General features: G+C 72.2%; 19 protein-coding genes. 16 read left to right on the top strand and 3 right to left on the bottom strand.

Translation table 11 applies throughout. The features are described 5' to 3' along the window. Positions 1-101 precede the first annotated feature (101 nt). The gene (locus CI089_RS03880; RefSeq protein ID WP_094260344.1) at positions 102-2,525 is read right to left on the bottom strand and encodes a glycoside hydrolase family 2 TIM barrel-domain containing protein; all 2,424 of its coding nucleotides are present in this window, start codon (positions 2,523-2,525) and stop codon (positions 102-104) included. Next, the gene (locus CI089_RS03885; protein WP_218823011.1) at positions 2,522-3,181 is read right to left on the bottom strand and encodes a TetR/AcrR family transcriptional regulator; all 660 of its coding nucleotides are present in this window, start codon (positions 3,179-3,181) and stop codon (positions 2,522-2,524) included. Before CI089_RS03885 ends, CI089_RS03880 begins: the two co-directional genes overlap by 4 nt. Positions 3,182-3,364: 183 nt before the next feature. Between CI089_RS03885 and CI089_RS03890 the strand changes: the two genes are divergently transcribed. From CI089_RS03890 to CI089_RS03925, 8 genes are all read left to right on the top strand, one after another. Continuing rightward, positions 3,365-4,891, top strand: a complete 1,527-nt coding sequence (locus tag CI089_RS03890; RefSeq protein ID WP_094260345.1) for an ABC transporter substrate-binding protein — start codon at positions 3,365-3,367, stop codon at positions 4,889-4,891. Between the two features lie 67 nt (positions 4,892-4,958). After that, on the top strand, positions 4,959-5,900 hold the full coding sequence (locus CI089_RS03895) for an ABC transporter permease (protein WP_023952564.1): 942 nt from the start codon (positions 4,959-4,961) through the stop codon (positions 5,898-5,900). Further along, the gene (locus CI089_RS03900; RefSeq protein WP_094260346.1) at positions 5,897-7,762 is read left to right on the top strand and encodes a dipeptide/oligopeptide/nickel ABC transporter permease/ATP-binding protein; all 1,866 of its coding nucleotides are present in this window, start codon (positions 5,897-5,899) and stop codon (positions 7,760-7,762) included. Before CI089_RS03895 ends, CI089_RS03900 begins: the two co-directional genes overlap by 4 nt. Continuing rightward, positions 7,759-8,607, top strand: coding sequence for an ATP-binding cassette domain-containing protein (locus tag CI089_RS03905; protein WP_094260347.1), 849 nt, complete (start codon positions 7,759-7,761; stop codon positions 8,605-8,607). Before CI089_RS03900 ends, CI089_RS03905 begins: the two co-directional genes overlap by 4 nt. Before the next feature lie 195 nt (positions 8,608-8,802). After that, a complete protein-coding gene (locus CI089_RS03910; protein WP_256977721.1) occupies positions 8,803-11,088 on the top strand; it encodes a beta-glucosidase in 2,286 nt (761 codons plus the stop codon). Then, a complete protein-coding gene (locus CI089_RS03915; RefSeq protein WP_094260349.1) occupies positions 11,085-12,242 on the top strand; it encodes a serine hydrolase domain-containing protein in 1,158 nt (385 codons plus the stop codon). Before CI089_RS03910 ends, CI089_RS03915 begins: the two co-directional genes overlap by 4 nt. After that, positions 12,239-15,016 (top strand): alpha-L-rhamnosidase, encoded by a 2,778-nt coding sequence (locus tag CI089_RS03920; protein WP_094260350.1) that lies wholly within the window; start codon positions 12,239-12,241, stop codon positions 15,014-15,016. The genes CI089_RS03915 and CI089_RS03920 overlap by 4 nt, the downstream gene beginning before the upstream one ends. Positions 15,017-15,076: 60 nt before the next feature. Continuing rightward, complete coding sequence (locus tag CI089_RS03925; protein ID WP_094260351.1) at positions 15,077-16,834, top strand: DUF5605 domain-containing protein; 1,758 nt, start codon at positions 15,077-15,079, stop codon at positions 16,832-16,834. Positions 16,835-16,852: 18 nt separating this feature from the next. On the opposite strand, the gene CI089_RS03930 is transcribed toward CI089_RS03925, so the two are convergent. Then, complete coding sequence (locus tag CI089_RS03930) at positions 16,853-17,569, bottom strand: FadR/GntR family transcriptional regulator (RefSeq protein WP_094260352.1); 717 nt, start codon at positions 17,567-17,569, stop codon at positions 16,853-16,855. A gap of 107 nt (positions 17,570-17,676) precedes the next feature. Between CI089_RS03930 and CI089_RS03935 the strand changes: the two genes are divergently transcribed. From CI089_RS03935 to CI089_RS03970, 8 genes are read left to right on the top strand one after another with little or no spacing between them, the layout of a single operon-like run. Next, the gene (locus CI089_RS03935; RefSeq protein ID WP_094260353.1) at positions 17,677-19,059 is read left to right on the top strand and encodes an MFS transporter; all 1,383 of its coding nucleotides are present in this window, start codon (positions 17,677-17,679) and stop codon (positions 19,057-19,059) included. Beyond that, entirely contained in the window at positions 19,056-20,798 is a 1,743-nt protein-coding gene (locus CI089_RS03940) for a dihydroxyacetone kinase family protein (protein WP_094260354.1), read from the top strand. The genes CI089_RS03935 and CI089_RS03940 overlap by 4 nt, the downstream gene beginning before the upstream one ends. Continuing rightward, positions 20,795-21,265: a ribose-5-phosphate isomerase gene (locus CI089_RS03945; protein WP_094260355.1), complete on the top strand. Its 471-nt coding sequence runs from the start codon at positions 20,795-20,797 to the stop codon at positions 21,263-21,265. Before CI089_RS03940 ends, CI089_RS03945 begins: the two co-directional genes overlap by 4 nt. After that, positions 21,265-22,050 carry a triose-phosphate isomerase family protein gene (locus CI089_RS03950; RefSeq protein WP_094260356.1) on the top strand — a complete coding sequence of 262 codons (786 nt, stop codon included), beginning with the start codon at positions 21,265-21,267 and terminating at the stop codon, positions 22,048-22,050. Before CI089_RS03945 ends, CI089_RS03950 begins: the two co-directional genes overlap by 1 nt. After that, positions 22,047-22,853 (top strand): sugar phosphate isomerase/epimerase family protein, encoded by an 807-nt coding sequence (locus tag CI089_RS03955; protein ID WP_094260357.1) that lies wholly within the window; start codon positions 22,047-22,049, stop codon positions 22,851-22,853. The genes CI089_RS03950 and CI089_RS03955 overlap by 4 nt, the downstream gene beginning before the upstream one ends. After that, positions 22,853-23,701, top strand: a complete 849-nt coding sequence (locus CI089_RS03960) for a phosphogluconate dehydrogenase C-terminal domain-containing protein (protein WP_094260358.1) — start codon at positions 22,853-22,855, stop codon at positions 23,699-23,701. The genes CI089_RS03955 and CI089_RS03960 overlap by 1 nt, the downstream gene beginning before the upstream one ends. Positions 23,702-23,712: 11 nt before the next feature. Further along, positions 23,713-24,468: an SDR family NAD(P)-dependent oxidoreductase gene (locus CI089_RS03965; RefSeq protein ID WP_094260359.1), complete on the top strand. Its 756-nt coding sequence runs from the start codon at positions 23,713-23,715 to the stop codon at positions 24,466-24,468. Positions 24,469-24,470: 2 nt separating this feature from the next. Beyond that, positions 24,471-26,288 (top strand): hypothetical protein, encoded by a 1,818-nt coding sequence (locus tag CI089_RS03970; protein ID WP_256977467.1) that lies wholly within the window; start codon positions 24,471-24,473, stop codon positions 26,286-26,288. Positions 26,289-26,392: the final 104 nt, after the last annotated feature.

Below are 26,392 nucleotides of genomic sequence, written 5' to 3' on the forward strand. Positions count from 1 at the left end.
TGAGTCTTCTCTCATCCCCTATCTCCACCCGCAGCACCCCGAGGGTGCGCATCCGCACGGTCCGGACCCGCCGGCACCGTGCATTCGCGCATTCTCACGGCTCACGACGGGGAGGGGGCCACCTCGAACACCAGGAATGCGGGGGCGTGGCCGGGGGCGGATGCCGTGAGGGCGACCGTGCCGGTTCCGGTGGGCTTCACCACCGCGAGCAGCCGGCCGTCGAACGTCGTGAAGAAGGGACCGGCGTACGACTCCTCACTGTCGGTCCGGCCCGAGCCGATGCCGGCCAGCACCCCGGGTCCGGCGACCTCGACCATCACCGGAACGTCGCGGTCGCAGACCACGACTCCGTCGTCGTCCTCGAGCGTCACCGCGACGAACGCGAGACCGTCGCGGTGCACGACCGCGTCTTCCACGCGTGCGACCAGCGAGGCCGGTCCCGCGGTGACGAGAGCGTGCCGGCCGACCTCGGCACCGCCGCGCCGCGCGACGGCCACGAGACGGCCCGGGCGATAGCGGGTCTCGAAGCGCGCGAGGAACGCCTTCTCGCGGCCGACCGGCACGACGCCGACGCTCTCGTCGTCGACGAACAGCTCGACCTCGTCGGCATCCGCGTAGACGTCCACGGTCACGGGGGCACCGGATGCCGCATCCCACGACCACGACGACACGGCGTCGGTCCACGACCATGGCGTCGTCGCGGTGGGACGCGCGTGATGCTGCGGGCGGTGCACGGCGATGTAGGGGTCGCGGCGCAGCCCGTAGACGATCTCGCGGTAGTACGAGATCGGCCGGCGGAACCCGGTGATGTCGAGGTCGCCGCAGCCGGCGAGCCGGTAGGGATAGGGGCCGGCGGTGCCGGTGGGCGTGTAGCCGGGCTCGTCGGTGTAGTCGACGCGACCGATGCCGGCTTCGCCGAGGTAGTCCCAGCCCGTCCACGTGAAGTCGCCGATGACGTGCGGCAGCTCGCGCACGAGCTCCCACATCACGTCGATGCGCTCGGGGAAGGTCTCCGAGCCGACGATGATGCGATTCGGGTGATCGAGGGCGTCCTGCCGGTATCGCGAATCAGCGTAGTTGAACCCGACCACGTCGAGCACCGCCGCCGACTCCTCGATCGACGCGCTCACGAGCGGCGAGGCGTTCATGAGCCCCATCTGCTCGCCCATGCCCGCCATCATCGTGTTGGCGTCGGGAAGCTGGTCGCGCGCTTCGGCCATGCGGTCGAGGTTCGCGATGATGCCGTTGATCCCGTTCGTGACGAATCGCGTCGGGTCGAGCTCTCGCACCCGCTCGGCGAGCCGCCGGCTCCAGGTCGCTCCCAGCGGCGTGGCGAGCTCGAGGATCTCGTTGCCGATCGAGTACATCACGACGCTCGGGTGGTTGCGGTCCTTCGCGACGAGCGACGCGATGTCGTCGCGCCAGTGCTCGGCGAACGTGATGGTCGCGTCGAACGGGGCCTTCGGCCGCGTCCAGGCGTCGGTCAGCTCGTCCATGACGAGCATCCCGTGCCGGTCGCACGCCGCGAGCATCGCGCGGCTCATCGGATTGTGGGCGCTGCGCAGCGCGGTGAAACCCGCCCGCTTGAGCAGCCGGACGCGCCGGTCCTCGGCGGCGGGCTCGGTGGCCGCTCCGAGCATGCCGTTGTCGTGGTGCACGCAGGCGCCGCGCAGGTCGATCGAGCGCCCGTTCAGGCGCAGACCGTGGCGCGGATCGAGCTGCAACGAGCGGATGCCGAAGCCGGTGACGTCCTCGTCGAGCAGCGCGCCGTCGGCTGAGGCGAGCGTGGTGTGCAGCCGGTACAGGTCGGGGGTCTCGACATCCCAGCGCATCGGCGCATCGACCGTCACCCGCGCCCGGGCCACGGCGCGCTCGCCCGGCAGGACCGTGACGGGCGAATGGGCGCTCGCGACCACCGTTCCGTCGGGTGCGGCGACCTGCCAGCTCACCCGGGTCGTCACGGTGTGCCGGGTCGTGTTCGCGACCTCCGTCGCGACGGCGACGACCGCACGCTCGTCGTCGATGTCGGGAGTCTCCACCCCCACCCCGTCGAGCGGGATGTGCACGGGATCGGCCACGACGAGATGCACCGGGCGGTAGATCCCCGCCCCGGAGTACCAGCGCGAATCGCGATGCGCCCGCGCCTCGACGCTGATGCGGTTGACGGCACCGAACTCGAGGAACGGGTCGAGCACGACCGAGAAGCCGGCGTAGCCGCCCGCCTGGTGCGCGGCGAACGCGCCGTTGACGAACACGACGGCGTCGCGGTAGACGCCCTCGAACTCGAGGACGACGGTGCGCGAACGCCAATCGTCGGGCACGTCGAGCGACCGCGCGTACTCGAAGACGCCGCCGGGGGTGTATCCGGTGTGCACGCCCTGCGTTTCGTCGGGCGAGCGAGGCAGATCGCGCAGCGCATCGTGCGGCAGGGTCACGGCGACGGGGCCTCGCTCGTCGTCTGCGGACTCGAACGGACCGAGCTTGGGGCCGACCGTCCATCCGTCGTGCAGCGGGACGCGGATCACGACGACGCCTCGTCTCGCGGTCGGCGTGACCAGTCGATGTCGACGAAGCTCGCGAACATGGCCTGCAGCTCGGCGGCCATGTCCAGCGCGTCGCGCTCGAGCAGCCACTGCACCTGCAGGCCGTCCATGAGGGCCACGGCCATGATCGCCGCGCGACGCGGCGTCATCCCGTGCCGGAGGCGTCCCTCGTCGCGCAGGGTCCGGAACGACCGCTCGATGTTGCCGCGGGTGTACTCGTACCGCCGCACGAAGTAGCCGTGCGCCGGATGATCGGATGCCGTCGCCTCGGCCGACAGCGTCGTGTAGAGCTCGACGACGCCGGGGGTCGAGGCGTTGTGCGAGGCGAGGTCGATCAGTCCGCGGAGGACGTCGGCACCGTCCTCCGACTCGATGGGCACCAGTGCGCGGGCACGAGCGTCGCGCTCCTCGAGCACGGCCTCGAGCAGGGCGCTCTTGTTGCGGAAGTGGTGCAGCAGCCCGGCCTCGCTCATGCCCACGCGCGTCGCGATGTCACGGAGTGATCCGGCGCGGTAGCCGGACTGCGAGAACACCTCGAGAGCGGCATCCAGGATCGCCTGGCGCGTGGCCTCGGTCTTCGCGTACGTGCCTCGCCGTCGACGGCGCTCGGGCGCCGTCGTGTCGGTCGTCGTCATCATCGTCCATCTGTCCGTCGTCGCCCTCGTCGGCGAACGGAGGCCAGTCTGCACGCTCGGATAACGAAAACCTAGCGATCGGTAGAAATTCGTTTCAAAAATCTAGTCACCGCTCGGATTTGGTGCTAGCGTCCAGCGCCAGGGCGATCCACCGGGGTATCGCCTCTCCCGAGAAAAGGACCAAAGATGTTCCGATGGAAGGCCACAGCAGCCCTCACGGTCGTCGCCGCACTCGCCTTGGCGGGGTGCGCGGGGACCGACGACGGATCCGGCGGTGACAGCGGTCGCGCCGACCGGCTCACCCTCACGGCGATCGCCGCTCCCACGAGCTACGACATCGGCCAGGGCGCGGAATGGGGCAACCGCAGCCCCTTCTTCCAGGCCGTGTTCGACACCCTCCTGTCGAAGGACTCCTCCGGTGAGACGCAGCCCTGGCTCGCCACGGAGTGGTCGTACAACGACGACAACACGGTGCTGACCCTGACGCTGCGCGAGGGAGTCACGTTCACCGACGGCACCGACCTCGACGCCGCGGCGGTCGTCGCGAGCCTCGAGCACTTCCGCGACGGCACCGCCCCGCAGGCGGCCACGCTCGCCGGCAAGGAGTTCGCCGCCGTCGACGCGACGACCGTCACGATCACGCAGGAGGCGCCCGACCCCTCGCTGATCAACCTGCTCTCGATCGCCCCGGGCCTGATCCAGGCGCCCTCGACCTTCGACGACCCCGACTCCGCGACCGACCCCATCGGCTCGGGCGCGTACATCCTCGACACCGCTTCGTCGGTCACCGGGACCACGTACAACTACACCGCGAACCCCGACTACTGGAACGCGGACGCCGTCAAGTACGACAACCTCACGATCAACGTCCTCGAAGACGTCACCGCCACCGTCAACGCGATCCGCGCCGGCGAGGCGAACGGCGCGAAGATCGCCGACAACAACACGATCTCCGAGGTCGAAGGCGCCGGCTGGACGATCGAGTCGAACGAGCTCGACTTCCAGGGCCTGCTGCTGCTCGACCGGGCCGGCACGATGGCCCCGGAGCTCGCCGACGTCAAGGTCCGCCAGGCGATCAACATGGCCTTCGACCGCGAGGCGCTGCTGGCGTCGCTGCAGAGCGGATACGGCACCGTCACGGAGCAGGTCTTCCCCGAGACCTCCGTCGCGTACGACGCGGCGCTCGACAGCACCTACCCGTACGACCCGGATGCCGCGAAGGACCTCCTCGCCGAGGCGGGCTACCCCGACGGGTTCACGCTCAACATGATGTCGACCCCGGCCTTCCAGACCACCTTCGACCTCGTCGCCCAGCAGCTGTCCGACATCGGGATCACCGTCAACTACACCGACCCCGGCACCGGCAACTTCATCACCGACATGCTCGCGCCGAAGTACCCCGCGACCTGGATGGCGCTGGAGCAGAACCCCGACTGGCAGCTGATCAACTTCATGGTCGGCCCCGACGCGACGTTCAACCCGTTCAAGTACCAGGACCCGACGGTCGACGGATACATCAAGACCGTGCAGTTCGGCACCCCCGAGGAGTCGGATCAGGCCCTCAAGGACCTGAACAAGTACCTCGTCGACCAGGCGTGGTTCGCGCCGTTCTTCCGGGTGCAGGGCACGTTCGCGACCGACGCGAACACGAACCTCGAGTTCTGGCCCACCAACGCCTACCCGTCGATCTTCGACTTCTCGCCGAAGAACTGATCAGACTCCCTCGGACCGGGCGGCTCGTCTGCGCCCGGTCCGAGGGCTCCACCTTCGGGAAGGCATCATGCTCACATTCATCCTGCGCCGCCTGCTCTCGGGCGTCGTGCTGATCGCGGTGATCTCGTTCCTCGCGTTCGTCCTGCTGTACGCCGGCGGCGGCGACATCGCCCGCCGCATCCTCGGCGAGAACGCGACGGCCGAGACCGTCGCGAAGAAGACCGAGGAGCTCGGTCTGAACCGCCCCCTGCTCGTCCAGTACGGCGACTGGGTGGCCTCCGCCCTCACCGGCAACCTCGGACGCAGCTGGTTCACCGGCGAGCTCGTCTCGGTGAGCGTCAGCGGGCGTCTCGCCGTCACGCTCTCGCTCGTGCTGGGGGCCACGATCGTCTCCGCCGTCCTCGCCGTCGTCCTCGGAGTGCTGGCGGCACGCCGCGGCGGCATCGTCGACGGGGCCGTGCAGTTCCTCTCGCTCGTCGGTTTCGCCGTGCCGGGCTTCCTCATCGCCCTGCTCCTCGTGCTCGTCTTCGCCATCAACCTCGGATGGTTCAAGGCGACCGGCTACGTGCCCATCACCACGTCGCCAACCGGCTGGCTCGCCTCGGTGACCCTGCCCGTGGTCGCCCTCTCGCTGGGCGCGATCGCGACGGTCGCCGCTCAGGTCCGCGGCTCGGTCATCGACGCGATGTCGCGCGACTACGTCCGCACGCTCCGCTCGCGGGGCCTCGGCATGCGCTCGGTCATCTACAAGCACGTCCTGCGCAACGCGGGCGGCCCGGCGCTGGCCGTCCTGGCCGTGCAGTTCGTCGGTCTTCTCGGCGGCGCGGTCGTCGTCGAGCAGATCTTCGCGATCCCCGGCATGGGCCAGCTGAGCGTCCGCTCCACCACCCTCGGCGACGTCCCCGTCGTCATGGGCCTCGTGATCGCGTTCGCGATCATCGTCGTCATCGTGAACCTCCTGATCGACCTCGCCCAGGCCGCTCTGAACCCGAAGGTGAGACTGTCATGACCGCCGTCGACGTCCCTCCCGCCGTCCCCATCGCCCCCGTGCGGGTGAGTCTGTTCCGCCGCCTGCTGAAGAAGCCCCTCGGGGTCGTGTCGGCGCTGTTCCTGCTGCTGGTCGCCCTCGTCGCGATCATCGGCCCCGCGATCGCGCCGCAGGATCCGAACTTCGCCGACATCCGCAGCATCCTCGCTCCGCCCAGCGCCGCGCACCTCCTCGGCACCGACGGCAGCGGCCGTGACGTGCTGTCGCGCCTGCTGGCAGCCACTCAGACGAGCGTCGCCGCCGCCCTCATCGCGGTCGTCGTGGCCGTCGTGCTCGGCGTCGTCAGCGGACTCATCGCCGGCTACTACCAGGGCTGGTTCAACACCGTCGCCACCTGGGTGACCGAGCTGAACATGGCCCTCCCGGGCATCGTCGTGCTGCTCGCGGCGCGCGCCGTGCTCGGCCCGTCGGTATGGATCTCGATGCTGATCTTCGGCATCCTGCTGGCGCCCGCCTTCTTCCGTCTCGTCTACGCGGCGGTCACGGCGGTGCGTGGCGAGCTGTACGTGGATGCCGCCCGGGTCTCGGGCCTCGGCGACGGCCGCATCATCGGCCGCCACGTGCTCGCGGTGGTGCGGGCGCCCATCATCATCCAGGGCGCGATCATCTCCGGCATCGCCCTGGCGATCCAGTCGGGCCTGGAGTTCCTCGGCCTCGGCGACGTCAACGTCCCGACGTGGGGATCGATGCTGACCGACGGCTTCAAGAACATCTACAAGACGCCCGTCCTGATGATCTGGCCCTCGCTCGCGATCGCCCTGACCTGCATCGCGCTCACTCTCCTGGCCAACGTCATGCGCGACGAGCTCGAGCGCACCGTCACCGTCCGGCGCAAGCGCCGCCGCGCGGTGACCACCGCGACCGGCTCGGTCGCCGCCGTCACCACCTCGGTGTCGACCGGCGGCGGCGAGCCCATCGAAGACCTCGACGAGCTGCCCGTCGTCGAGGGCGCCGACGTCATCGTCCACCCCGAGGACGCGCGCAGCAAGGCGACCGAGCGCGTGCTCGAGATCCGCGACCTGCGCGTCGGCTACGACCAGCCCGACGGCTCGCACATCGAGGTGGTGCACGGCGTCTCGCTCGACATCCGCCGGGGCGAGGTGCACGGCCTGATCGGCGAATCCGGCTCGGGCAAGACCCAGACCGCCTTCGGCGTGCTGGGGCTCCTCCCCCGCGGCGGCCGGGTGACCGGCGGCTCGATCACCTACGAGGGCATCGAGCTGGCCGACGCCTCCGACCGCGTGTACGCGGGAGTGCGCGGCAAGCGCATCGGCTACATCCCGCAGGAGCCGATGAGCAACCTCGACCCCGCCTTCACGATCGGCAGCCAGCTCGTCGAGCCCCTGCGCGCGACGCTCGGGCTGTCGAAGAAGGAGGCGACCGAGCGCTCGCTCGACCTGCTCGCCCGCGTCGGGATCCCGCAGCCGAAGCGGACCTTCGACGCCTACCCGTTCGAGGTCTCGGGCGGCATGGCGCAGCGCGTGCTGATCGCCGGCGCGGTCTCGACCGATCCCGACCTGATCATCGCCGACGAGCCGACGACGGCCCTCGACGTCACGGTGCAGGCCGAGGTGCTCGATCTGCTCCGCGATCTGCAGGCCGAGCGACACATGGCGATGCTGCTCGTGACGCACAACTTCGGCGTCGTCGCCGACCTGTGCGACCGCGTCACCGTCATGCAGAACGGCCGCTTCGTCGAGCAGGGCCCGGTGCGCTCGATCTTCCGCGACGCACGTCATCCGTACACCCGAGCGCTGCTGGACGCGATCCTCGACGAGGGTCCCGCCCGCCCGGCGCTGGTCACGAAGGGAGCGAGCGCATGACCGCTCCGCTGCTCGAGGTCTCCGACCTCGTCGTCGAGTACCCCGGCAAGGGATTCCGCGCCGAGCCGTTCCGCGCCCTCAAGGGGGTCTCGCTCGACATCCTGCCGGGCGAGACCGTGGGCCTCGTGGGCGAATCCGGCTCGGGCAAGACCACGCTCGGGCGCGCGGCGCTCGGCCTGGCACCCGTCACCGAGGGCTCGATCGTCTTCGACGGCCGCGACATCTCGCACCTGACCCGGCGCGAACGGCGCCCCCTCAGCGCCGACATCCAGGTCGTCTTCCAAGATCCGTACTCGTCGCTGAACCCGTCGATGACGATCGAGCAGATCCTGACCGAGCCCCTCACCGCGGCCGGTGTCGGCGCTCGTGAGGCCCGCGACCGGGTGCGCGAGCTGCTCGACCAGGTCGGCCTGCCCGGCGATGCGCGCAGTCGCCTCCCCCGCGAGTTCTCGGGGGGCCAGCGTCAGCGCGTCGCGATCGCGCGCGCGCTCGCGCTGCGTCCGCGCCTGATCGTGTGCGACGAGCCGGTCTCGGCCCTCGACCTGTCGACGCAGGCGCGCGTGCTCGACCTGTTCATCGAGATCCAGGAGCGCACCGGCGTGGCCTACCTGTTCGTCACGCACGACCTGGCCGTCGTCCGCCATGTCAGCCACCGCGTCGCGGTGATGTACCGCGGCGAGATCGTCGAGTCGGGCGACGCCGACCAGGTCACCTCCCGGCCGGAGCACCCGTACACGCAGCGCCTGTTCATGGCGGCCCCCGTGCCCGACCCCGACCGGCAGGAGGAGCGCCGCGCCGCCCGACGCGCGTTCCTCGCGTCCGAGGCAGCGCGCGGCGCAGCCTGAACGGATGCCGGGGCTCCCGTTCCGGCGCCCCGGCATCCACCCCCTCACCCCCTCTCGCTTGGAGTCCCCGTGACCGCGTCCACCGACCACCTCCGTCCCCTGCTCGACCAGCTCACCCTCGAGGACAAGGCCGCCCTCGTCCAGGGCGCCGACTTCTGGACGACGGTGCCGCTGCCGGCGATCGGGCTGCGGGCGATGACCCTCTCGGACGGACCCGCGGGTGTGCGCGGCCCCCGCTGGGACGAACGCGATCCCTCGCTGAACCTGCCCTCGGGCTCCGCGCTGGCGGCATCGTGGGACGCCGACCTCGCCTACCGCTACGGCGCCGCCTCGGCATCCGAGGCCCGCCGCAAGGGCGTCGACGTCGTGCTCGGACCCACCATCAACCTGCACCGCACCCCGCTCGGCGGACGGCACTTCGAGTGTCTGTCGGAGGACCCCGAGCTCACCGGCGAGCTCGGCGCCGCCTACGTGCGCGGCCTGCAGGACAACGGGGTCGCCGCGACGCCCAAGCACTACGTGGCCAACGACTCCGAGACCGACCGCTTCACCGTCGACGTGCAGGTGGACGAGCGCACCCTGCGCGAGCTCTACCTCGCCCCCTTCGAACGCACGGTCACGGATGCCGGCGCCTGGGCCCTCATGAGCTCGTACAACTCCGTCGACGGCGTCACGATGACCGAGAACGCCCTCCTCGAGACGCCGCTGAACACCGAGTGGGGCTTCGACGGCGTCGTCATCAGCGACTGGACCGCGGTGCGATCCCTCGGCGCCGTGCCCGCGGCACAGGACCTCGCCATGCCGGGACCGGCGCCGGCGTACGCCGACCTCGTCGCCGCCGTGCGCGACGGGCGCGTCGACGAGACCGACCTCGACCGCAAGGTGCTGCGCATCCTGCTGCTCGCCGAGCGGGTCGGCGCCCTGGGCGACAGCGCCCCGCGCGAGACGGCGCCGGTCGACGGCATCGCGTTCGCCCGCGAGGCAGCGGTCGCCGGAACGGTGCTGCTGCGCAACGACGGTGTCCTGCCCCTCGACGCCGCACCGCTTCGCCGCGTCGCGGTCATCGGCCAGAACGCCCGCGACGCCCGGACGCAGGGCGGCGGGTCGGCGACGGTCGTGCCCGAACGGGTGGTGTCGCCGCTCGACGCGCTGCGCGAGGCCCTCCCCGGGGCCGACATGCGCTTCGAGATCGGCGCCGTCGTGCAGGAGGGCGTCGCCGAGCTGCCGCTGTCGCAGCTGACGAACCCGGTGACCGGCCAGCCCGGGATGCGGGTGAGCTTCCTCGATGCGGACGGCGGGGAGATCTTCGCCGAGGACCGCCGCTCGACCGCCCTCGTGTGGTTCGGCGGCGACGCTCCGATCGGCGAGAGCGCGACGATCGTCTACGAGACGCGGCTCACCCCGGCCGAGTCCGGCGAGATCGAGCTCGGCTTCGCCGGGGCGAACCCGGGCCGCCTCTTCGTCGACGGCGAGCTGCGCCTCGACGACGCCCCCGTGCTGACGGGCACCGACCTCGGCGCCGCGTTCCTCAACCCGCCCTCGCTCACCGTGCCGGTCACCGTGACGGCCGGTACGCCCGTCGACCTCCGGGTGGAGTTCGCGCGGGCGGGGGACGGCGCCATCGCCGGCGCGTTCTCCGCCACCCTCGGCATCGCCCCCGAGCGCACGGATCCCGACGAGCTGATCGCCCGCGCGGTCGACGCCGCCGCGGCGGCCGAGGTCGCGGTCGTCGTCGTGGGCACGAACTCCAAGGTCGAGTCCGAGGGCTACGACCGGACCGACCTCGACCTCCCCGGCCGCCAGGACGACCTCGTACGGGCCGTCGCCGCGACGGGAACCCCGACGATCGTCATCGTCAACGCGGGATCCCCCGTCGTGCTGCCGTGGGCCGGCGACGTCGCGGCGGTGCTGCAGGGCTACTTCGGCGGCCAGGAGTTCGGGCACGCCCTCGCCGACATCCTCACCGGCGCCGCGGAGCCCGGCGGTCGCCTCCCCACGACCTGGCCCGCCGCACTGGCCGATGTCCCCGTCACCGAGGTGACCCCGTCGGACGGCGTCCTGCGCTATGCCGAGGGGATCCACGTCGGCTACCGCGCCTGGCTGCGCGACGACGTCGAGCCCGCCTTCGCGTTCGGGCATGGACTCGGCTACACGACCTGGCGGTGGGATGCCGCGCAGCGCCACGGCGACACGCTCACGGTGACGCTCACCAACACCGGTGATCGCGCCGGCAAGCAGGTCGTGCAGGTCTACGCCGAGCGGCCCGGCTCCGCCGTCGACCGGCCGGTGCGGTGGCTCGTCGGCTTCGCCGTCGCGCGCGCCGAGGCCGGTCAGACGGTGTCGGTCGACATCGCGGTCGCCCCGCGTCGCCTGGCCCACTGGGACGGCGCCTGGGTCGTCGAGCCCGGCACGTATACCCTGCACACGGGAGCATCGGCGGCCGAGCTCCCGCTCACCGCCGAGTGGGAGGTTTCCGCATGACCACCGAGTCGACCGCAGAGCCGACCACCGAGCTGACCGGCATCCTGCACGGGCAGGCCGATGACCGTCTCGCCGAGGTGGTGACCGAGCTCGAGGGGATGCTCGCCGCCGATCCCGACCTGTCGTTCCAGGTCGCGGCGATCCACCGCGGCCGCACGGTGCTCGACGCGTGGGGCGGTCCGCACCTCGGCGGCGAGTCCGTCATCGTGCCGTACTCGGTCACCAAGAACACGATCGGCCTCTCGGTCGGCCTGCTCGTCGAACGCGGCGAGATCGACCTCGACGAGCGCGTCGCGCACTACTGGCCCGAGTTCGCGGCGAAGGGCAAGGCGGCCGTGACCGTCCGCCAGCTGCTGTCGCACCAGGCCGGCCTCCCCCAGACCGACGATCCCCTCACGTGGGACGAGCTGCTCGACCACCACGCCGCCGCCGCGCGGCTGGCCGACGCGACGCCGTACTGGCACCCCGGCAGCGCCTTCGGCTACCACGCCATCACGATCGGCAGCCTCGGCGACGAGCTCGTGTACCGCGTGACCGGCCGCACGCTGCACGAGTTCTACGAGACCGAGATCCGCGCACCGCACGCGATCGACTTCCATCTCGGGCTCCCCGCCGGACTCGAGCACCGTCGAGTCGACGTGCTGCCGATGATCCGGCCCGTCTCCGACACCGCCGAACGGCCCTCCTCCGCCCTCGGACCGCGGGTGTTCGCTCCCCCGGCGGGCGGCCTCGACCTCGCCAACTCCCCGCGCAGCTGGCGCTACGGCCATCCCGCCGGCAGCGGTACCGGGTCGGCCCGCGGGCTGGCACGCCTGTTCGCGGCCATGGTCACGGGGCTGGGCGATGCCGCACCGGTGCTGGGCGCCGACACGGTGGCCACGATCGGCCAGCAGCAGGTCCGCGGCTACGACGAAGTGCTCCACCAGCACGACCGCGCGCACGCCATCGTCTTCCAGAAGCCCTCGCAGCAGCTCGCCTTCGGCGGCCCGCGTGCGTTCGGGCACGACGGAGCCGCCGGTGCGCTCGCCTGCGTCGACCCCGAGACGGGTCTGGCCTTCGCCTGGACCATCGCCCGCGGCCCCTGGCCCGGCGGCGCCGATCCGCGCGCCGTGGCGCTGGCCGCCCGGCTCGGCCGCATCCTGGGCGACGCATGAGCGCCGCGATCGCGACGCTGCGTGCCGAGCTGCGCGACGACACCGCGTTCGTCGCCACCCCGACACCGCGGCTGAGCTGGACCGTCCGCACGGACGAGTCCGACTGGATGCAGCGACGCGCTGAGATCGACGACGGTTCGGGCCCGGTCGCCCTCGAGCACGACGAGAGCGCGCTCGTGCCGTGGCCGTTCGCCCCGCTCGCGCCCGGAGAGACGAGGCGCGTGCGTATCCGGGTCGAGGGCGCCTCGGGCACGATGACCCCGTGGAGCGACGACCTCGTCGTCGCCGCGGCCTTCCTCGCCGACGACGAGTGGGTCGCCGAGCCCGTCGGGCTGGCCGACCCGGAGCGCCCGGCGCAGCCCGCCGTCGTCCGCACCCGGTTCCGACCGGCCCGCCCCGTCGCCCGCGCGATCCTGTTCTGGACGGCGCTGGGGTCGGCCGAGCCCGAAATCAACGGCGTCGCCGTCTCGGACGAGGTGCTCGCCCCGGGCTGGACCGCCTACCGCGATCGGCTCGTGCACGAGACCGTCGATGTCACCGATCTCGTCCGCGACGGCGAGAACGAGCTGTCAGCGACCCTCGCGGGCGCCTGGTACACCGAGAAGTACGGCTTCTTCGCGTTCGCCGATCGCCTGTACGGCGACCAGCCCTCGTTCCTCGCGCAGCTGCGGATGACCTACGACGACGGCACGGTCGAGACGCTCGCCGCGACCGGCGCGGGATGGGAGGCCGCGGGCGACGGGCCCGTCGTCGCGTCCGGCATCTACGCGGGCGAGCACCAGGATCTCGCGCGCACGGCGACCGCCTTCTCGCCGGCGCGGGTCGGTGCGGCGGCTCGCCCCGGTTACGAGAACGTGCCGACGCCCGAGGCGCGCATCGCTCCGCCGGTACGCCGCACCCAGACGCTCCCGGTGGCCGAGGTGCTCACCACGCCCTCGGGCGGGCGCATCCTCGACTTCGGCCAGAACCTCGTCGGCAGGCTGCGGCTGCGCGTGCGCGGCCGGACCGGTCAGCGCATCGTCATCCGCCACGCCGAGGTGCTCGAGGACGGCGAGCTCGCGCTGCGTCCGCTCCGCAACGCTGCGGCGACGGCGACGTTCGATCTCTCGGGCGGCGACGACGTGCTCGAGTCGCGCTTCACCTTCTACGGGTTCCGGTACGCCGAGATCACCGGTGCCGACATCGACCCCGCCGACATCGAGGCCGTGGTCCTCCACACCGACATGACCCGCACCGGATGGTTCGCCTCGTCCGACCCGCTGATCGACCGGCTGCACGAGAACGTCGTGTGGGGGATGCGGGGCAACTTCCTCTCGATCCCCACCGACTGCCCGCAGCGCGACGAGCGCCTCGGCTGGACCGGCGACCTGCAGGTCTTCGCGCCGACGGCGTCCTTCCTCTACGACTGCGCCGGCTTCCTGACGTCGTGGCTGCGCGACCTCGCTCACGAGCAGCGCCGCAGCGGCGGCTCGGTGCCCGTCGTCGTCCCCGCCGCCCTCACGGCCTTCGGGGCGTTCGGGGTGAGCCCCGCCGCCTGGGGCGACGCCGCGACGGTCGTGCCCACCGTGATGCACGAGCGCTTCGGCGACCGCGACGTCGTCGCCGCGCAGTACGCGAGCATGCGCTCGTGGGTCGATGCGGTGGCCGCCGATGCGGGAGACAGCGGGCTGTGGGCGGGACGCATGCAGCTGGGCGACTGGCTCGACCCCGCCGCTCCCCCCGACAAGCCGGGGCAGGCGAAGGTCGACTCCGACATCGTCGCGAGCGCCTACTTCGCCCGCTCGCTGCGACAGGTCGCCGACGCGGCCGCGCTGCTCGGGTTCGACGCGGATGCCGCTCACTACGGCGCGCTCGCGGAGCGCAGCCGGGAGGCCTTCGTCGCGGAGTACGTCACCCCCGCCGGCCGGATGGTCAGCGATGCCCCGACCGCCTACGCCCTGGCGCTCGAGTTCGACCTCGTCGTCGACGCACCGGTGCGCGCGGCCCTCGCGACCCGGCTGGCCGACCTCGTCCGCGAGGGCGGCTACCGCATCGGCACCGGGTTCGTCGGCACACCGCTCGTCGCCGACGCCCTCGCCGAGGGCGGGCGGCTGGATGCCGCGGAGCGCCTCCTCACGCAGACGGAGTGCCCGTCGTGGCTGTACCCGGTCACGCGCGGTGCGACGACCGTCTGGGAACGCTGGGACTCGCTGCTGCCCGACGGAAGCGTGAACCCGGGCGAGATGACGTCGTTCAACCACTACGCCCTCGGCGCGGTCGCCGACTGGCTGCACCGCACGGTCGCGGGGCTCGCCCCGGCAGCCCCGGGCTATCGGCGGATCCGGATCGCTCCCCGCCCGCTGCGCTCGCTCGACCACGCCTCGGCGCGCCACCTCACGCCGTACGGCGAGGCGAGCGTGGCCTGGCGCCGCGATGGCGGGGAGATCGTGGTCACCGCCGCCGTACCGCCGAACACGCGCGCCGACGTCGACCTGCCCGGGCTGAGCACCGAGGTCGGGTCGGGAACGCACGAGTGGCGCTTCCCGGCCGAAACCCCGTCGGAGTCTCGCCCGCTCGACGGCCTGAGCGCATCGCTCGCCGATGTGATCGACGACCCGCGGGCGTACGACGCGCTGCTCGGTGCGCTCGAGCGCCACGCCCCCGATCGGGTGCCGGCCGTGCGCGACGAGACCCGCTGGGGCGCGGGCCGGACGGTGAGCTCAGTACTCATGTTCAGCCCGCCCGATCTCCTCGCGGCGGTCGATTCCGCCATCCGCGACGCCACCGCGCGCTGACCCGCGCCCCACTCCGACCTGCCCCAACCTCCCGATCCCGTTCCCGCCCAGGAGGCATGAATGTTCGACCGCGCCACGACCTTCGGCGAAGCCCTCGACGACCCCGCCGCACGCGCCATCCTCGAGCGATACATGCCCGGAGTCGCCGCCTCGCCGATGGCGACCCAGTTCCGGGGCGGTCGTCTCGGCCAGCTCGTCGCGATCGTGCCGGCGCTCGAGGACCTCGCCGAGCGCGAGCGCTTCTTCGCGGCTCTCGCCGAGGTCGGCAGCGGAGCGCCCCGCCCGCCCTACGCGCCGGCGGTCGAGCCCGACCCCGCGTACGAGGGCGACGACGTCGCGCGCGGGTCGGCGTCGATCGACGTACCGGCGAGCGCAGCCCTGTGGGACCCGATCGAGATCCGGCTGACGGGGCCGGCGCACGGCAACCCCTTCGTCGACGTCGAGCTCGACGCGGTCTTCGAGAGGGACGGGGCCGAGGTGCGGGTCGGCGGCTTCTACGACGGCGACGGCGTCTACGTCATCCGTGCCCTGGCCGACACGGTCGGGACCTGGAGGTTCCGCACCCGGTCGACGGCGCGCTCGCTCGACGGCATCACGGGCGGCCTCGAGGTCGGCGCGGCGCGGGCCGGCTCGCACGGTCCGGTTCGCGTCGACGGCTTCCACTTCCGGCACGCCGACGGCACGCGGCACCGTCCGCTCGGGACGACGGCGTACGCCTGGACGCACCAGCCCGACGAGCTGCAGGAGCAGACGCTGTCGACCCTCGCTGCGGCATCCTTCGCGAAGCTCCGCATGTGCGTCTTCCCGAAGTCGTACCTGTACAACAGCGACGAGCCGGCCGACTTCCCCTTCGCCGGCAGCCTCGCCGACGGGTTCGATCTCGAGCGCTTCGATCCCGCGCACTTCCGCCGGCTCGAGAAGCGGATCGCGCAGCTCGGCGAGCTCGGCATCGAGGCCGACGTCATCCTCTTCCACGCCTACGACCGGTGGGGCTTCGCCGACCTCGGTCCCGCCGTCGATGAGCGGTACCTGCGCTATGTCGTGCGCCGCCTGTCGGGGTACGCGAACGTGTGGTGGTCGATGGCCAACGAGTACGACCTGCTGTGGTCGAAGGATCTCGACGACTGGGAGCGGCTCGCGGCCGTCGTGGGCGAGGAAGACGCGTTCGGTCATCTCAACTCCATCCACAACTGCCGGCCGGTCTACGACTACGACAAGCCCTGGATCACGCACGTGAGCATCCAGCGGGTCGACGTGTACCGCACCGCCGAGAACACCGACCAGTGGCGCGAGCAGTGGGGGAAGCCCGTCGTCATCGACGAGTGCGCCTACGAGGGCGACATCGACCAGGGCTGGGGCAACATCACCGGCGAGGAGATGACCCGCCGATTCTGGGAGGGCGCGGTGCGCGGCGGCTACGTCGGCCACGGCGAGACCTACTACCCGCCCGCGCACGGCCGCGATGACGAGATCCTCTGGTGGTCGAAGGGCGGCGAGCTGCATGGCTCGTCTCCCGAGCGCATCGCGTTCCTCGAGCGCCTCCAGTCCGAGTCGCCGACCGGGGTGTGGGATCCCCTGCCGAGCGACTGGGACGTGCCGTGGGGCGGCGTCGCGGGCGCCGTGAAGATCGGCTACTTCGGGTTCAACCGCCCGCGGTTCCGCAACGTCATCCTCGACGAAGGGGCGTGGCGGGTCGAGGTCATCGACACCTGGAACATGACCGTCGAGCACGTTCCCGGCGAGCATCGCGGCCAGCTGCGTGTCGAGCTTCCCGGCCGCCCGTACATGGCCGTCCGCCTCACCCGCCTGTCCGACTGACCCCGGGCCCGCGGGCGGTCAGGGGGCGATGCGGCGGGCGGCGGTGGCCATGTGGGCCGCCATGGCCGAGGCTGCGGCGTCCTCGTCGCCGGCGGCGACGGCCCGGGCGATCTCCTCGTGCTCGGCGAGGGCGCGTCGGGCCTGCTCGTCGTCGTGCACCGCACGGTCGGCGTAGACCTGCAGCAGCGACCGCACGACGTGCAGCAGATCGATGAGCATCGCGTTGCCGGCGATGCGGGCGAGCTCGTGGTGGAACGCCAGGTCGGCGCGGGCGAACGCGCCGAGGTCGGCGAGCGTCGACCGCATCCGCTCGACGTGAGACTCGAGGTCGCCCGAACCGTCCGCCGCCGCGGCGAGGCGGGCGACGTAGATCTCGAGCCCCGAGCGCAGCTCGATGAGCTCGTGCGTGTTCCGCTCGCCGATGAGCAGCCCCCACCGCAGCGTCTGCGGCAGCAGCTCGCTCGCCGCGCCGCGCAGGTAGGTGCCCGAGCCGGGGCGCACGTCGACGATGCCGAGGATCTCGAGGGCGGCGAGCGCCTCGCGCACGGCCGACCGGCCGACCTCGAGCGTCGCGGCGAGCTGTCGCTCCGGAGGCAGCCGCGTTCCCGGGGCGACATCGCCCGACGTGAACAGGTCGAGCAGGCGGCGAGCCACCTCCGAGACGGGAGTGCGCGCCGGGAGCGCCGCGAGGGATGCCGCGAGGTCGGGCGATCCGTCGGAGCGATAGGCGGGCATGACGACAAACCTACCCGGCGCGCCTCGGGTTGCAATTGGTCAACCGGTTTGCCAAACTAGCCGAGCGATGAGGCAACCCATCGCGCAACCGACGATGGGAAGTCAGCGTGGACACCTCTTCCGAAACGGAATCCCCCGTAGCCCGTTCCGCGATCCGCAAGGTCGCGATCCGCCTCGTGCCGTTCGTGGCGTTGATGTTCTTCATCAACTACCTCGACCGCACCGCGATCGGCTTCGCCGCCCCGAACGGCATGAACGACGACCTCGCGCTGAGCGCCGCGCAGTTCGGGTTCGCCTCGGGGGTGTTCTTCATCGGCTACATCCTGCTCGAGGTGCCCTCCAACCTCGCCCTGCACCGGTTCGGCGCCCGCAAGTGGCTCGCGCGCATCATGGTCAGCTGGGGCATCGTCGCGGTGCTCTTCACGTGGGTGCAGAACTTCGAGCAGCTCGTCGTCTTGCGCTTCCTGCTCGGCGTCGCCGAGGCCGGGTTCTTCCCCGGAGCGATCCTGTTCCTCAGCCTCTGGGTGCCCTCGCGCTACCGCGGCCGCATCCTCATGCTCTTCTACCTGGCACAGCCGCTGACCACCGTGATCGGCGCCCCGCTGGCCGGAGCTCTCATCCAGCAGCACGGCGTCTTCTTCGGGCTCGAGGGATGGCGGTTCATGTTCCTCGGCGTCGCGATCCCCGCGGTCATCGTCGGCGTCGTGGCCTGGTTCTACCTGAAGGACTCCCCCGCGGATGCCGCGTGGCTGACGCCCGACGAGAAGACCTGGCTCACCGGAGCTCTCGCGGCCGAGCGGTCGGCGACCGAGGCGCGCGAGAAGCACGTCTCGGCACGGTTCGCCTTCGGGAGCGGACGCGTGTGGGCCCTGTCGTTCATCTACTTCGGCTTCATCTACGGCCTCTACGCCCTCGCGTTCTTCCTCCCGACGATCATCGAGGGCTTCCAGGAGCAGACCGGCCAGACCTTCGACGTCTTCCAGAAGGGCCTGATCACCGCGATCCCGTACCTGCCCGCCGCGATCGTCATGGTCCTGTGGTCGCGAGACGCCCACCGCCGCGGCATGAAGACCTGGCACATCGCGGTGCCCGCGGTGGCCGGCGCCGTGTCGATCCCGCTCGCGCTCTTCGCCGGCTCGCCCGCCGCGACGATCGCCGTCATCACGGTCACCGCGTGCGCGATCTTCGCCGCCCTGCCGAACTTCTGGACCCTGCCCACCCGCTTCCTCACGGGAGCCGCGGCCGCCGCCGGTGTCGCCCTGATCAACACCGTCGGAAACCTCGCCGGGTTCAGCGCGCCCTACATCACCGGCGCCGTCCGCGACTGGACCGGGGGCTACGAGGTGCCGATGATCATCGTCGGCGTGATGATGCTCGTCTCGGCCGTGCTGATGGTGCTGCTCGCTCGCGGCGACCGGATGGCTCCCGCGGCCGTCCCGCACACAGGCGAGACGGTCTCCGCGACGCAGAACGGGCCCGCGACACGATGACCCGCCTGTGGAACGACCCGGCCGACTTCGCCGACGAGATGATCGACGGCTTCGTCGCGGCCAACGCGCGCTACGTCCGGCGCGTCCCGGGCGGCGTGGTCCGCACGAGCCCCGCCCCCGAGGGCCGGGTGGCCGTCGTCGTCGGCGGCGGGTCGGGGCACTACCCGGCCTTCGGCGGGCTCGTGGGGGCGGGCCTGGCCGACGGCGCCGCGATGGGCAACCTCTTCGCCTCGCCCTCGACGCAGCAGATCCATGCCGTCGCCCGCGCCGCCCACGGCGGCGGCGGCGTGCTGTTCTCGTACGGCAACTACGCCGGCGACGTGCTGAACTTCGACGCGGCGCAGGAGCGGCTGCGCGCCGAAGGCATCGCGTGCGAGACGGTCGCCGTCACCGACGACATCGCCAGCGCATCGGCCGACGAGACCCACCGGCGGCGCGGCATCGCGGGAGACCTCACGGTCTTCCGTTCGGCCGCGGGTGCGGCATCCGCCGGTTACGACCTCGCGGGCGTCGCGCGGGTGGCGCGCCTCGCGAACGACCGGACGCGCTCGTTCGGCGTCGCGTTCTCGGGATGCACGCTTCCCGGCGCCCCCGCGCCGCTGTTCAGCGTTGCCGAGGGGCGCATGGCGATCGGGCTGGGCATCCACGGCGAGCCGGGCATCGACGAGGCCGCGGTGCCGACCGCCGACGGGCTGGCCGAGCTGCTCGTGTCGAGGCTGCTCGCCGAACGCCCCGACGGCGCGGACGGGCGCGTCGTGCCCCTCCTCAACGGCCTGGGCTCGCTCAAGCACGAGGAGATGTTCGTCGTCTACCGGCGCATCGCCCAGCTGCTCGCCGAAGCGGGCCTCGAGATCATCGACCCGCACGTGGGCGAATACTGCACGAGCTTCGACATGGCGGGCACCTCGCTCACGCTGTTCTGGCTCGACGACGAGCTCGCCGAACTGTGGGAGACCCCCGTCGACACCCCGGCATACCGCCGCGGTTCCGTCGCGCCCGAGGCCTCGGGTCGCTCCACGGCGACGGCCGCCGATGCCGACACCGGGGACACCGCCACCGCGATCGTCCCCGGCGACAGCGAATCGCAGTCCGTCGCCCGCCTGATCGTCGAGGTGGTCGACGCCGCCGCCGGGGCCGTCGACACGCACGTCGACGACCTGGGACGAATGGACGCGATCGCCGGCGACGGCGACCACGGCATCGGGATGCAGCGCGGCTCGCACGCCGCGCGTGCTGCCGCCCACGAGAGCGCGGCCGCCGGGGCCGGCGCCGCCACGACGCTCGCCCGCGCCGCCGATGCCTGGTCCGACCGCGCCGGCGGCACGTCCGGGGCCCTGTGGGGCGTCATCCTCACCTCGGTCGCGGGCGCGCTCGGCGACACGGGGCGACCGGATGCCGCGGCCGCCGCGAACGGTGTCGCCGCCGCGACCCGCGGGGTGATGTCGTACGGCAAGGCCGAGCTCGGCGACAAGACGATGGTCGACGCCCTCGTGCCCTTCAGCGCCGAGCTCACGGCCGCGGTCGCGGGCGGCGCGACGCTCGCCGAGGCCTGGCGCTCGGCGGCATCCGCCGCGTCGGCCGCCGCTGCCGCGACCGCCGCTCTGCTCCCCCGCATGGGCCGGGCGCGCACCCACGGCCAGCACAGCGTCGGCACACCCGACCCGGGCGCGCACTCGCTCGCGCTCATCGTCACCGCCGTCGGCGACGTGCTCACCCACCACGAGAGGACCCCGTCATGACCGAACCGCTCCGCATCGTCATCGGCTGCGACGACGCCGGCTTCGACTACAAGGAGGTGCTCAAGCGCGACCTCGAGTCCAGCGACGGCGTCGCGTCGGTCGTCGACGTCGGCGTCGGCGCCGACGGCCACACCCCCTACCCGACCGTCGCGATCGAGGCCGCCGAGCGGGTCGCACGCGGCGAGGCCGACCGCGCCCTGCTGATCTGCGGCACCGGGCTCGGCGTCGCGATCGCAGCCAACAAGGTCGCCGGCATCCGCGCCGTCACGGCGCACGACTCGTTCTCGGTCGAGCGCGCGGTGCTCTCCAACAACGCGCAGGTGCTGACGATGGGCCAGCGGGTCGTGGGCATCGAGCTCGCGCGCCGCCTCGTCCGCGAGTGGCTGACCTACCGCTTCGACACCTCCTCCGCCTCAGCCGAGAAGGTAGCCGTCATCGACCGGTACGAGAGCACCGGATCCTGCTGATGACGCCCGTGACCGTCGGGGTGAGCCTCAAGGCGTACTTCGGCCGACGCGCCGCCCGTGTGTGGTTCGGCGAGGTCGCCGCGGTCGTGGGCGCCCATGAGGCCGTGCGCAACGGCGCCGTCGAGGTCTTCGTCATCCCCACCTACCTGCAGTTCGACGACGCGCGCGACTACCTCGCCCCCGCCGGCATCCGCGTCGGGGTCCAGGACGTCTCGGCGTACGAACCCGGCCCCTACACCGGCGAGATCACCGCAGTGGAGGTCGCGGAGTCGGGCGGTGCTTTCGCCGAGATCGGCCATGCCGAACGCCGGCGCCTCTTCGGCGAGACCGACGAGATCACGGCGGCCAAAGCGGCGGCGGCCCTGCGACACGGCGTCACCCCGGTGCTGTGCATCGGAGAGTCGGGTCGGACGGATGCCGAGACCGCGGCGCGCACGACCGTCGCCCAGCTCCGCGCCGACCTCGCGGGCGCTCCCTCGGGCCGGGTCGTCGTGGCGTACGAGCCGGTTTGGGCCATCGGTGCCCCCGAGCCCGCGCCGACAGCGCACATCGTCGCCGTGAGCCGCGCGCTCCGGGCAGCCCTCGACGCAGACCCCGCGCGCGTCGGATCCAGCGTCATCTACGGCGGCTCGGCCGGCCCCGGTCTGCTCGCGCGGCTCGAGGGTGCCGTCGACGGCCTCTTCCTCGGGCGCTTCGCGCACGACGCCGCCGCCTTCGGCCGCGTCATCGACGAAGCCGCCGAGCTCGCGGCATCCCGCAGCACGCAGAACGGAGCGACCCCGTGATCGGCCTCGGCACCTATGCCTTTTTGTGGGAGCACTCGGATCGTGCCCCGCGTCCCCTGTCGCTCGTCGGCGCGTTCGAGCGCACCCGCGAGCTCGGCGTCGACCTGTTCCAGATCTGCGACTACGCCCCGCTCGAGGTCATGGACGACATCGAGCTGCGCGATGCGGCCGCCGCGGCCCGCGACCTCGGCCTGGCCATCGAGGTCGGCACGAAGGGGGTCACCCCCGAGCGGCTCACCCGCTTCCTCGAGCTCGCTGCGGTCTTCGACGCGCGGCTCGTCCGCAGCATGATCTACGCCCCCGACTCCCGCCCGACGCTGGCCGAGGCCGAGGCGTGGCTGCGCGGCATCCTGCCCGCGTACGAGGCAGCCGGGGTCTCTCTCGCGCTCGAGACCTACGAGCAGGTGTCGACCGCAGATCTCGCGCGGCTCATCGCGGCCATCGACAGCCCCGCCCTCGGCGTGTGCCTCGACCCGGCCAACGTCGTCGCGCGCCTGGAGCTGCCGCGCGAGACCGTCGAGCTCGCCGCGCCGTATGTCACGAACATCCACGTCAAGGACTTCGCCTTCGCCCGGCAGCCCGGATGGGTGGGATTCACCTTCACCGGAACCCGCATGGGCGAGGGCCTGCACGACTACCCCCATCTGCTCGAGACCGTCAGGCCGCGCGAGCGCGGGGTAGGCGGGCGCGAGGTCAACGAGATCGTCGAGCACTGGCTGCCCTGGCAGGGCGATGCCGAGACCACTGTCCGAACCGAGCGGGATTGGACCCGCGCCACCCTGGAATACCTGAGGAGCACCTGATGAGCCACACGATCGCCGTCGTCGGAGCGGGCGGGAAGATGGGCATGCGCGTGTCCAACAACCTCGTCAAGACCGACCACACCGTCTTCTACGTCGAGAACTCCCCGGCCGGGCGCGAGCGCACGATCGCCGCCGGACGCGAGCTGACGGATGCCGCCGCCGCGGTCGCCGACGCCGACATCGTCGTGCTCGCCGTGCCCGACCTCGCGCTGGGACCGGTGACCGCCGATCTCGTCCCGCAGCTGAAGCCGGGCGCCATCGTGCTGACGCTCGACCCGGCCGCCGCCTACGCGGGCCTGCTCACGACGCGCGACGACGTCATCCAGGCCGTCGCGCACCCGTGCCACCCGTCGGTCTTCCTCGAGCGGACCACGAAGGAGGAGTGGGCCGACACGTTCGGCGGCATCGCCGCCCCACAGGACGCGATCGCCGCGATCGAGTCGGACGACCCCGGCAAGAAGCGCATCGTCGAAGAGACCGTGCGCGCGATCTACGCCCCCGTCATCGACGTGCACTGGGTGACGATCAAGCAGCTCGCCCAGCTCGAGCCGACCCTCGTCGAGACCGTCGCCTGCATGATCGGCTCGCTCCTGAACGAGGCGCTCGACGAGGCGATCCACACGATGGGCGTGCCCGAGGCCGCGGCCCGCAGCATCCTGTACGGCCACACGCAGGTCGCCCTCGCGAACGGCCTGCGCGGCGACAACCCGTTCAGCGATGCGTGCCTGATCGCGATGGACTACGGTCGCGAGAGCATCATCAAGGACGACTGGAAGAAGATCTTCCGCGACGACGAGCTCGACAAGAACCTCGCCCGGATGCTGCACCTGGACCACATCGAGCGCTGAGGACGACGACGATGACGAGACTGCAGGGCAAGACGGCGCTCGTGACCGGCGCTGCGATGGGCATCGGACACGCCGTCGCCGGGCGCTTCGTCGCCGAGGGGGCGCGGGTCGTGCTCGCCGACCGCAACGGGCCGGCGGTCGGCGACGCCGCGGCCGCGCTCGGGCCGCTCGCGCGCGCCGTGACGATGGACATCTCCGACGAGACCGCCGTCGCGGCGGCCTTCGCCGAGCTCGAGGCGGCTGGCTGGACGCCCGACGTCGTCGTCGCGAACGCCGGCGTGCAGCTCTTCGGACAGGACGCACCCGCCGCCGACCTCGACCTCGACGTGTGGCGGCGGACGATCGACATCAACCTCACCGGGACCTTCCTGACGGTGAAGTACGCGGTGCGGGCGCTGGTGTCGCGCGGCGGCGGGTCGATCATCCTGACCGGCAGCCCGACCGCCGTCAACGGCGAGGGGTGGGCGTTCACCGCCTACAGCGCGTCGAAGGCCGGCGTGCACGGGCTGGGCCGCACCGTCGCCGCGGCGTATGCCGATCGCGGCATCCGGGTGAACACCGTGCAACCGGCGTACACCGAGACACCGCTGGTGTCGGCCATCAGCGACGACCCCGAGTCGCGGGCGGCGATCGTCTCGCGCATCCCGGTGGGCCGGGCGGGCACCCCCGCCGATGTCACCGGCATCATGGTGTACCTCGCGAGCGACGAGGGCTCGTTCGCGACGGGGGCGACGTTCTCGGTCGACGGCGGCATGACGACCCTCTGAGGATGCCGACGATGTGGGGGCGCGACGAGGCGGACCGGCGACGGGTCGGGGCATGGGAGTTCGAGCTGCGCGGCGACGAGTTCGCCGACATCCGATGGGACGGCCGCCGGGTGCTGCGCAGCATCCGGGCCGTCGTCCGCGACCGCGACTGGAACACGGTCGACCTCGTCGTCGACCGTGTCACCGCCGGCGAGACCAGCCTGATGCTGCACGTGCGGACCGGTGACGAGCGGATGCCGCTGAGCGGCGTCATCCGCGCCGAGGTCCGCGGCGAGAGCCTGCGGGTGCTGTGCGACCTCGAGGCGGCGACGGGCATCGAGACGAACCGCACCGGCCTCGTCGCCCTCATCCCGCCCTCGGCGGCCGGGGCCGGGCTTTCGGTGACCCACAGCACGGGCGGGGTGTCGCAGACGGCGCTTCCGGTCGCCATCAGCCCCCACCAGCCGGTGCTCGACATCGCGGCCCTGCGGTGGCGTGACGGCGGCGTCGATGTCGGGCTCGCGTTCGACGGCGATGTGTTCGAGATGGAGGACCAGCGCAACTGGACCGACGCCTCGTTCAAGGTCTACAGCCGGCCGCTCGCCCTGCCGTTCCCGTACCCGGTCGCGGCGGGCGAGCGCGTGCGGCAGCAGATCACCGTCACGGCTGAGGCCGCGCCGACGCGGGGTGCCGTGCCGGTCGGGGTCGCCGCCGAGGGCGACGTTATCGGGGATGCCGCGGCCGACGCCGTGATCGAGCTGCGGCGTGCCGGGGTCTTCCCCGCGATCGGGCTGAGCGCGTCGACCGCGCCCGACCCCGCGCCTGCGCCTGCTCGCATCGGGACCGGCGGCGCGGCGAGCACGCTCGTCGAGCTCGACCTGGCGTGGCCGGGGTGGCCGGCGGCGCTCGAGCGCGCGGCATCCGAAGGCCCTCCCCTCGACGTCCGGCTCGTGCTGCCCGCCGAGGCGGGGGTGTCGAATGACGCGGATGCCGCGATCGCCGCGGCGCTCTCCGGCGCGGTTGCTGCGCTCGGTCGTCATCGTGTGACCCGGGTGGCGGCGTTCCAGCCCTCCGGAGCTGCTCGGCACGTGTCGGATGAGGCGGCCGTCGCGCTGCTCCGAGGCGCGCTGGAACGCTCGGGCCTCGCCGTGCCCGTCGTCGGCGGCGTCCGCTCGCACTTCACCGAGCTCAACCGCGAGCAGCACCGCCTGCCGCGGGATCTCGCAGGCCTGACGTTCAGCGTGACCCCGCTCTTCCACAGCCGCGACACCGAGCAGCTCGTCGAGTCGCTCGCGATGCAGCGCCTGGTCGCGACGCAGGCGGTCGAGATCGGCGGCGGGGTGCCGGTGCACGTCGGCCCCGTGACCCTGCGGCCGCACTTCAACGACGTCGCCACGACGGCGCCGCCGCGCCCCGCGGCATCCGATCTGTCGGCCGGCTACGGCACGCACCTGACCGATGCGGACGACCCGCGGCAGCGCGCGGCCGAGCTCGCGGCGTGGACGATCGCGAGTGCCGCGGCTCTCGCCGTTCCCGGTGTCGCGAGCCTGACGTTCTTCGAGTCGTGGGGTCCGCGCGGAATCGTCGATGCCGATGGCACGGCGCTGCCGGTCGCTGAGGCGATCGCGGCCCTTGCCGGGCTCGCGGGCTCCGAGCTGCTGTCGGGCGCGAGCCCCGACGGCCTCGTCTGGGCCATCGGCGCCGAGCATCGCGGTGAGATCACGGTGCTGGCGGCCAACCTCGACACCCGCCCCCGCACGCTCACGGTGACCACCCCCCGCTCCCACCCCACCCTTCCCTCCCCCACCCTTCTCTCCCCCACCACCTGGTCCCCCCTCTGACCCCCCTCGCCCCGCCCCGCCCCGCCTCGCACCGAGGACGCGCGAATGCACGGTCACGGCGACCCAGCACCGTGCAGATCTGCACTCTCACCGCTGGTCAAGAG

Origin of the sequence: Microbacterium sp. Yaish 1, from assembly GCF_002245215.1 — a bacterium.
Taxonomy (GTDB): Bacteria; Actinomycetota; Actinomycetes; order Actinomycetales; family Microbacteriaceae; genus Microbacterium.

Coding starts and splice junctions, on each gene's coding strand:
- CI089_RS03940 (WP_094260354.1), top strand. CDS start 19,056: ATGACCCGCCTGTGGAACGACCCGGCCGACTTCGCCGACGAGATGATC.
- CI089_RS03930 (WP_094260352.1), bottom strand. CDS start 17,569: ATGCCCGCCTATCGCTCCGACGGATCGCCCGACCTCGCGGCATCCCTC.
- CI089_RS03965 (WP_094260359.1), top strand. CDS start 23,713: ATGACGAGACTGCAGGGCAAGACGGCGCTCGTGACCGGCGCTGCGATG.
- CI089_RS03920 (WP_094260350.1), top strand. CDS start 12,239: ATGAGCGCCGCGATCGCGACGCTGCGTGCCGAGCTGCGCGACGACACC.
- CI089_RS03885 (WP_218823011.1), bottom strand. CDS start 3,181: ATGATGACGACGACCGACACGACGGCGCCCGAGCGCCGTCGACGGCGA.
- CI089_RS03915 (WP_094260349.1), top strand. CDS start 11,085: ATGACCACCGAGTCGACCGCAGAGCCGACCACCGAGCTGACCGGCATC.
- CI089_RS03910 (WP_256977721.1), top strand. CDS start 8,803: ATGACCCTCTCGGACGGACCCGCGGGTGTGCGCGGCCCCCGCTGGGAC.
- CI089_RS03945 (WP_094260355.1), top strand. CDS start 20,795: ATGACCGAACCGCTCCGCATCGTCATCGGCTGCGACGACGCCGGCTTC.
- CI089_RS03890 (WP_094260345.1), top strand. CDS start 3,365: ATGTTCCGATGGAAGGCCACAGCAGCCCTCACGGTCGTCGCCGCACTC.
- CI089_RS03895 (WP_023952564.1), top strand. CDS start 4,959: ATGCTCACATTCATCCTGCGCCGCCTGCTCTCGGGCGTCGTGCTGATC.
- CI089_RS03925 (WP_094260351.1), top strand. CDS start 15,077: ATGTTCGACCGCGCCACGACCTTCGGCGAAGCCCTCGACGACCCCGCC.
- CI089_RS03905 (WP_094260347.1), top strand. CDS start 7,759: ATGACCGCTCCGCTGCTCGAGGTCTCCGACCTCGTCGTCGAGTACCCC.
- CI089_RS03970 (WP_256977467.1), top strand. CDS start 24,471: ATGCCGACGATGTGGGGGCGCGACGAGGCGGACCGGCGACGGGTCGGG.
- CI089_RS03960 (WP_094260358.1), top strand. CDS start 22,853: ATGAGCCACACGATCGCCGTCGTCGGAGCGGGCGGGAAGATGGGCATG.
- CI089_RS03950 (WP_094260356.1), top strand. CDS start 21,265: ATGACGCCCGTGACCGTCGGGGTGAGCCTCAAGGCGTACTTCGGCCGA.
- CI089_RS03900 (WP_094260346.1), top strand. CDS start 5,897: ATGACCGCCGTCGACGTCCCTCCCGCCGTCCCCATCGCCCCCGTGCGG.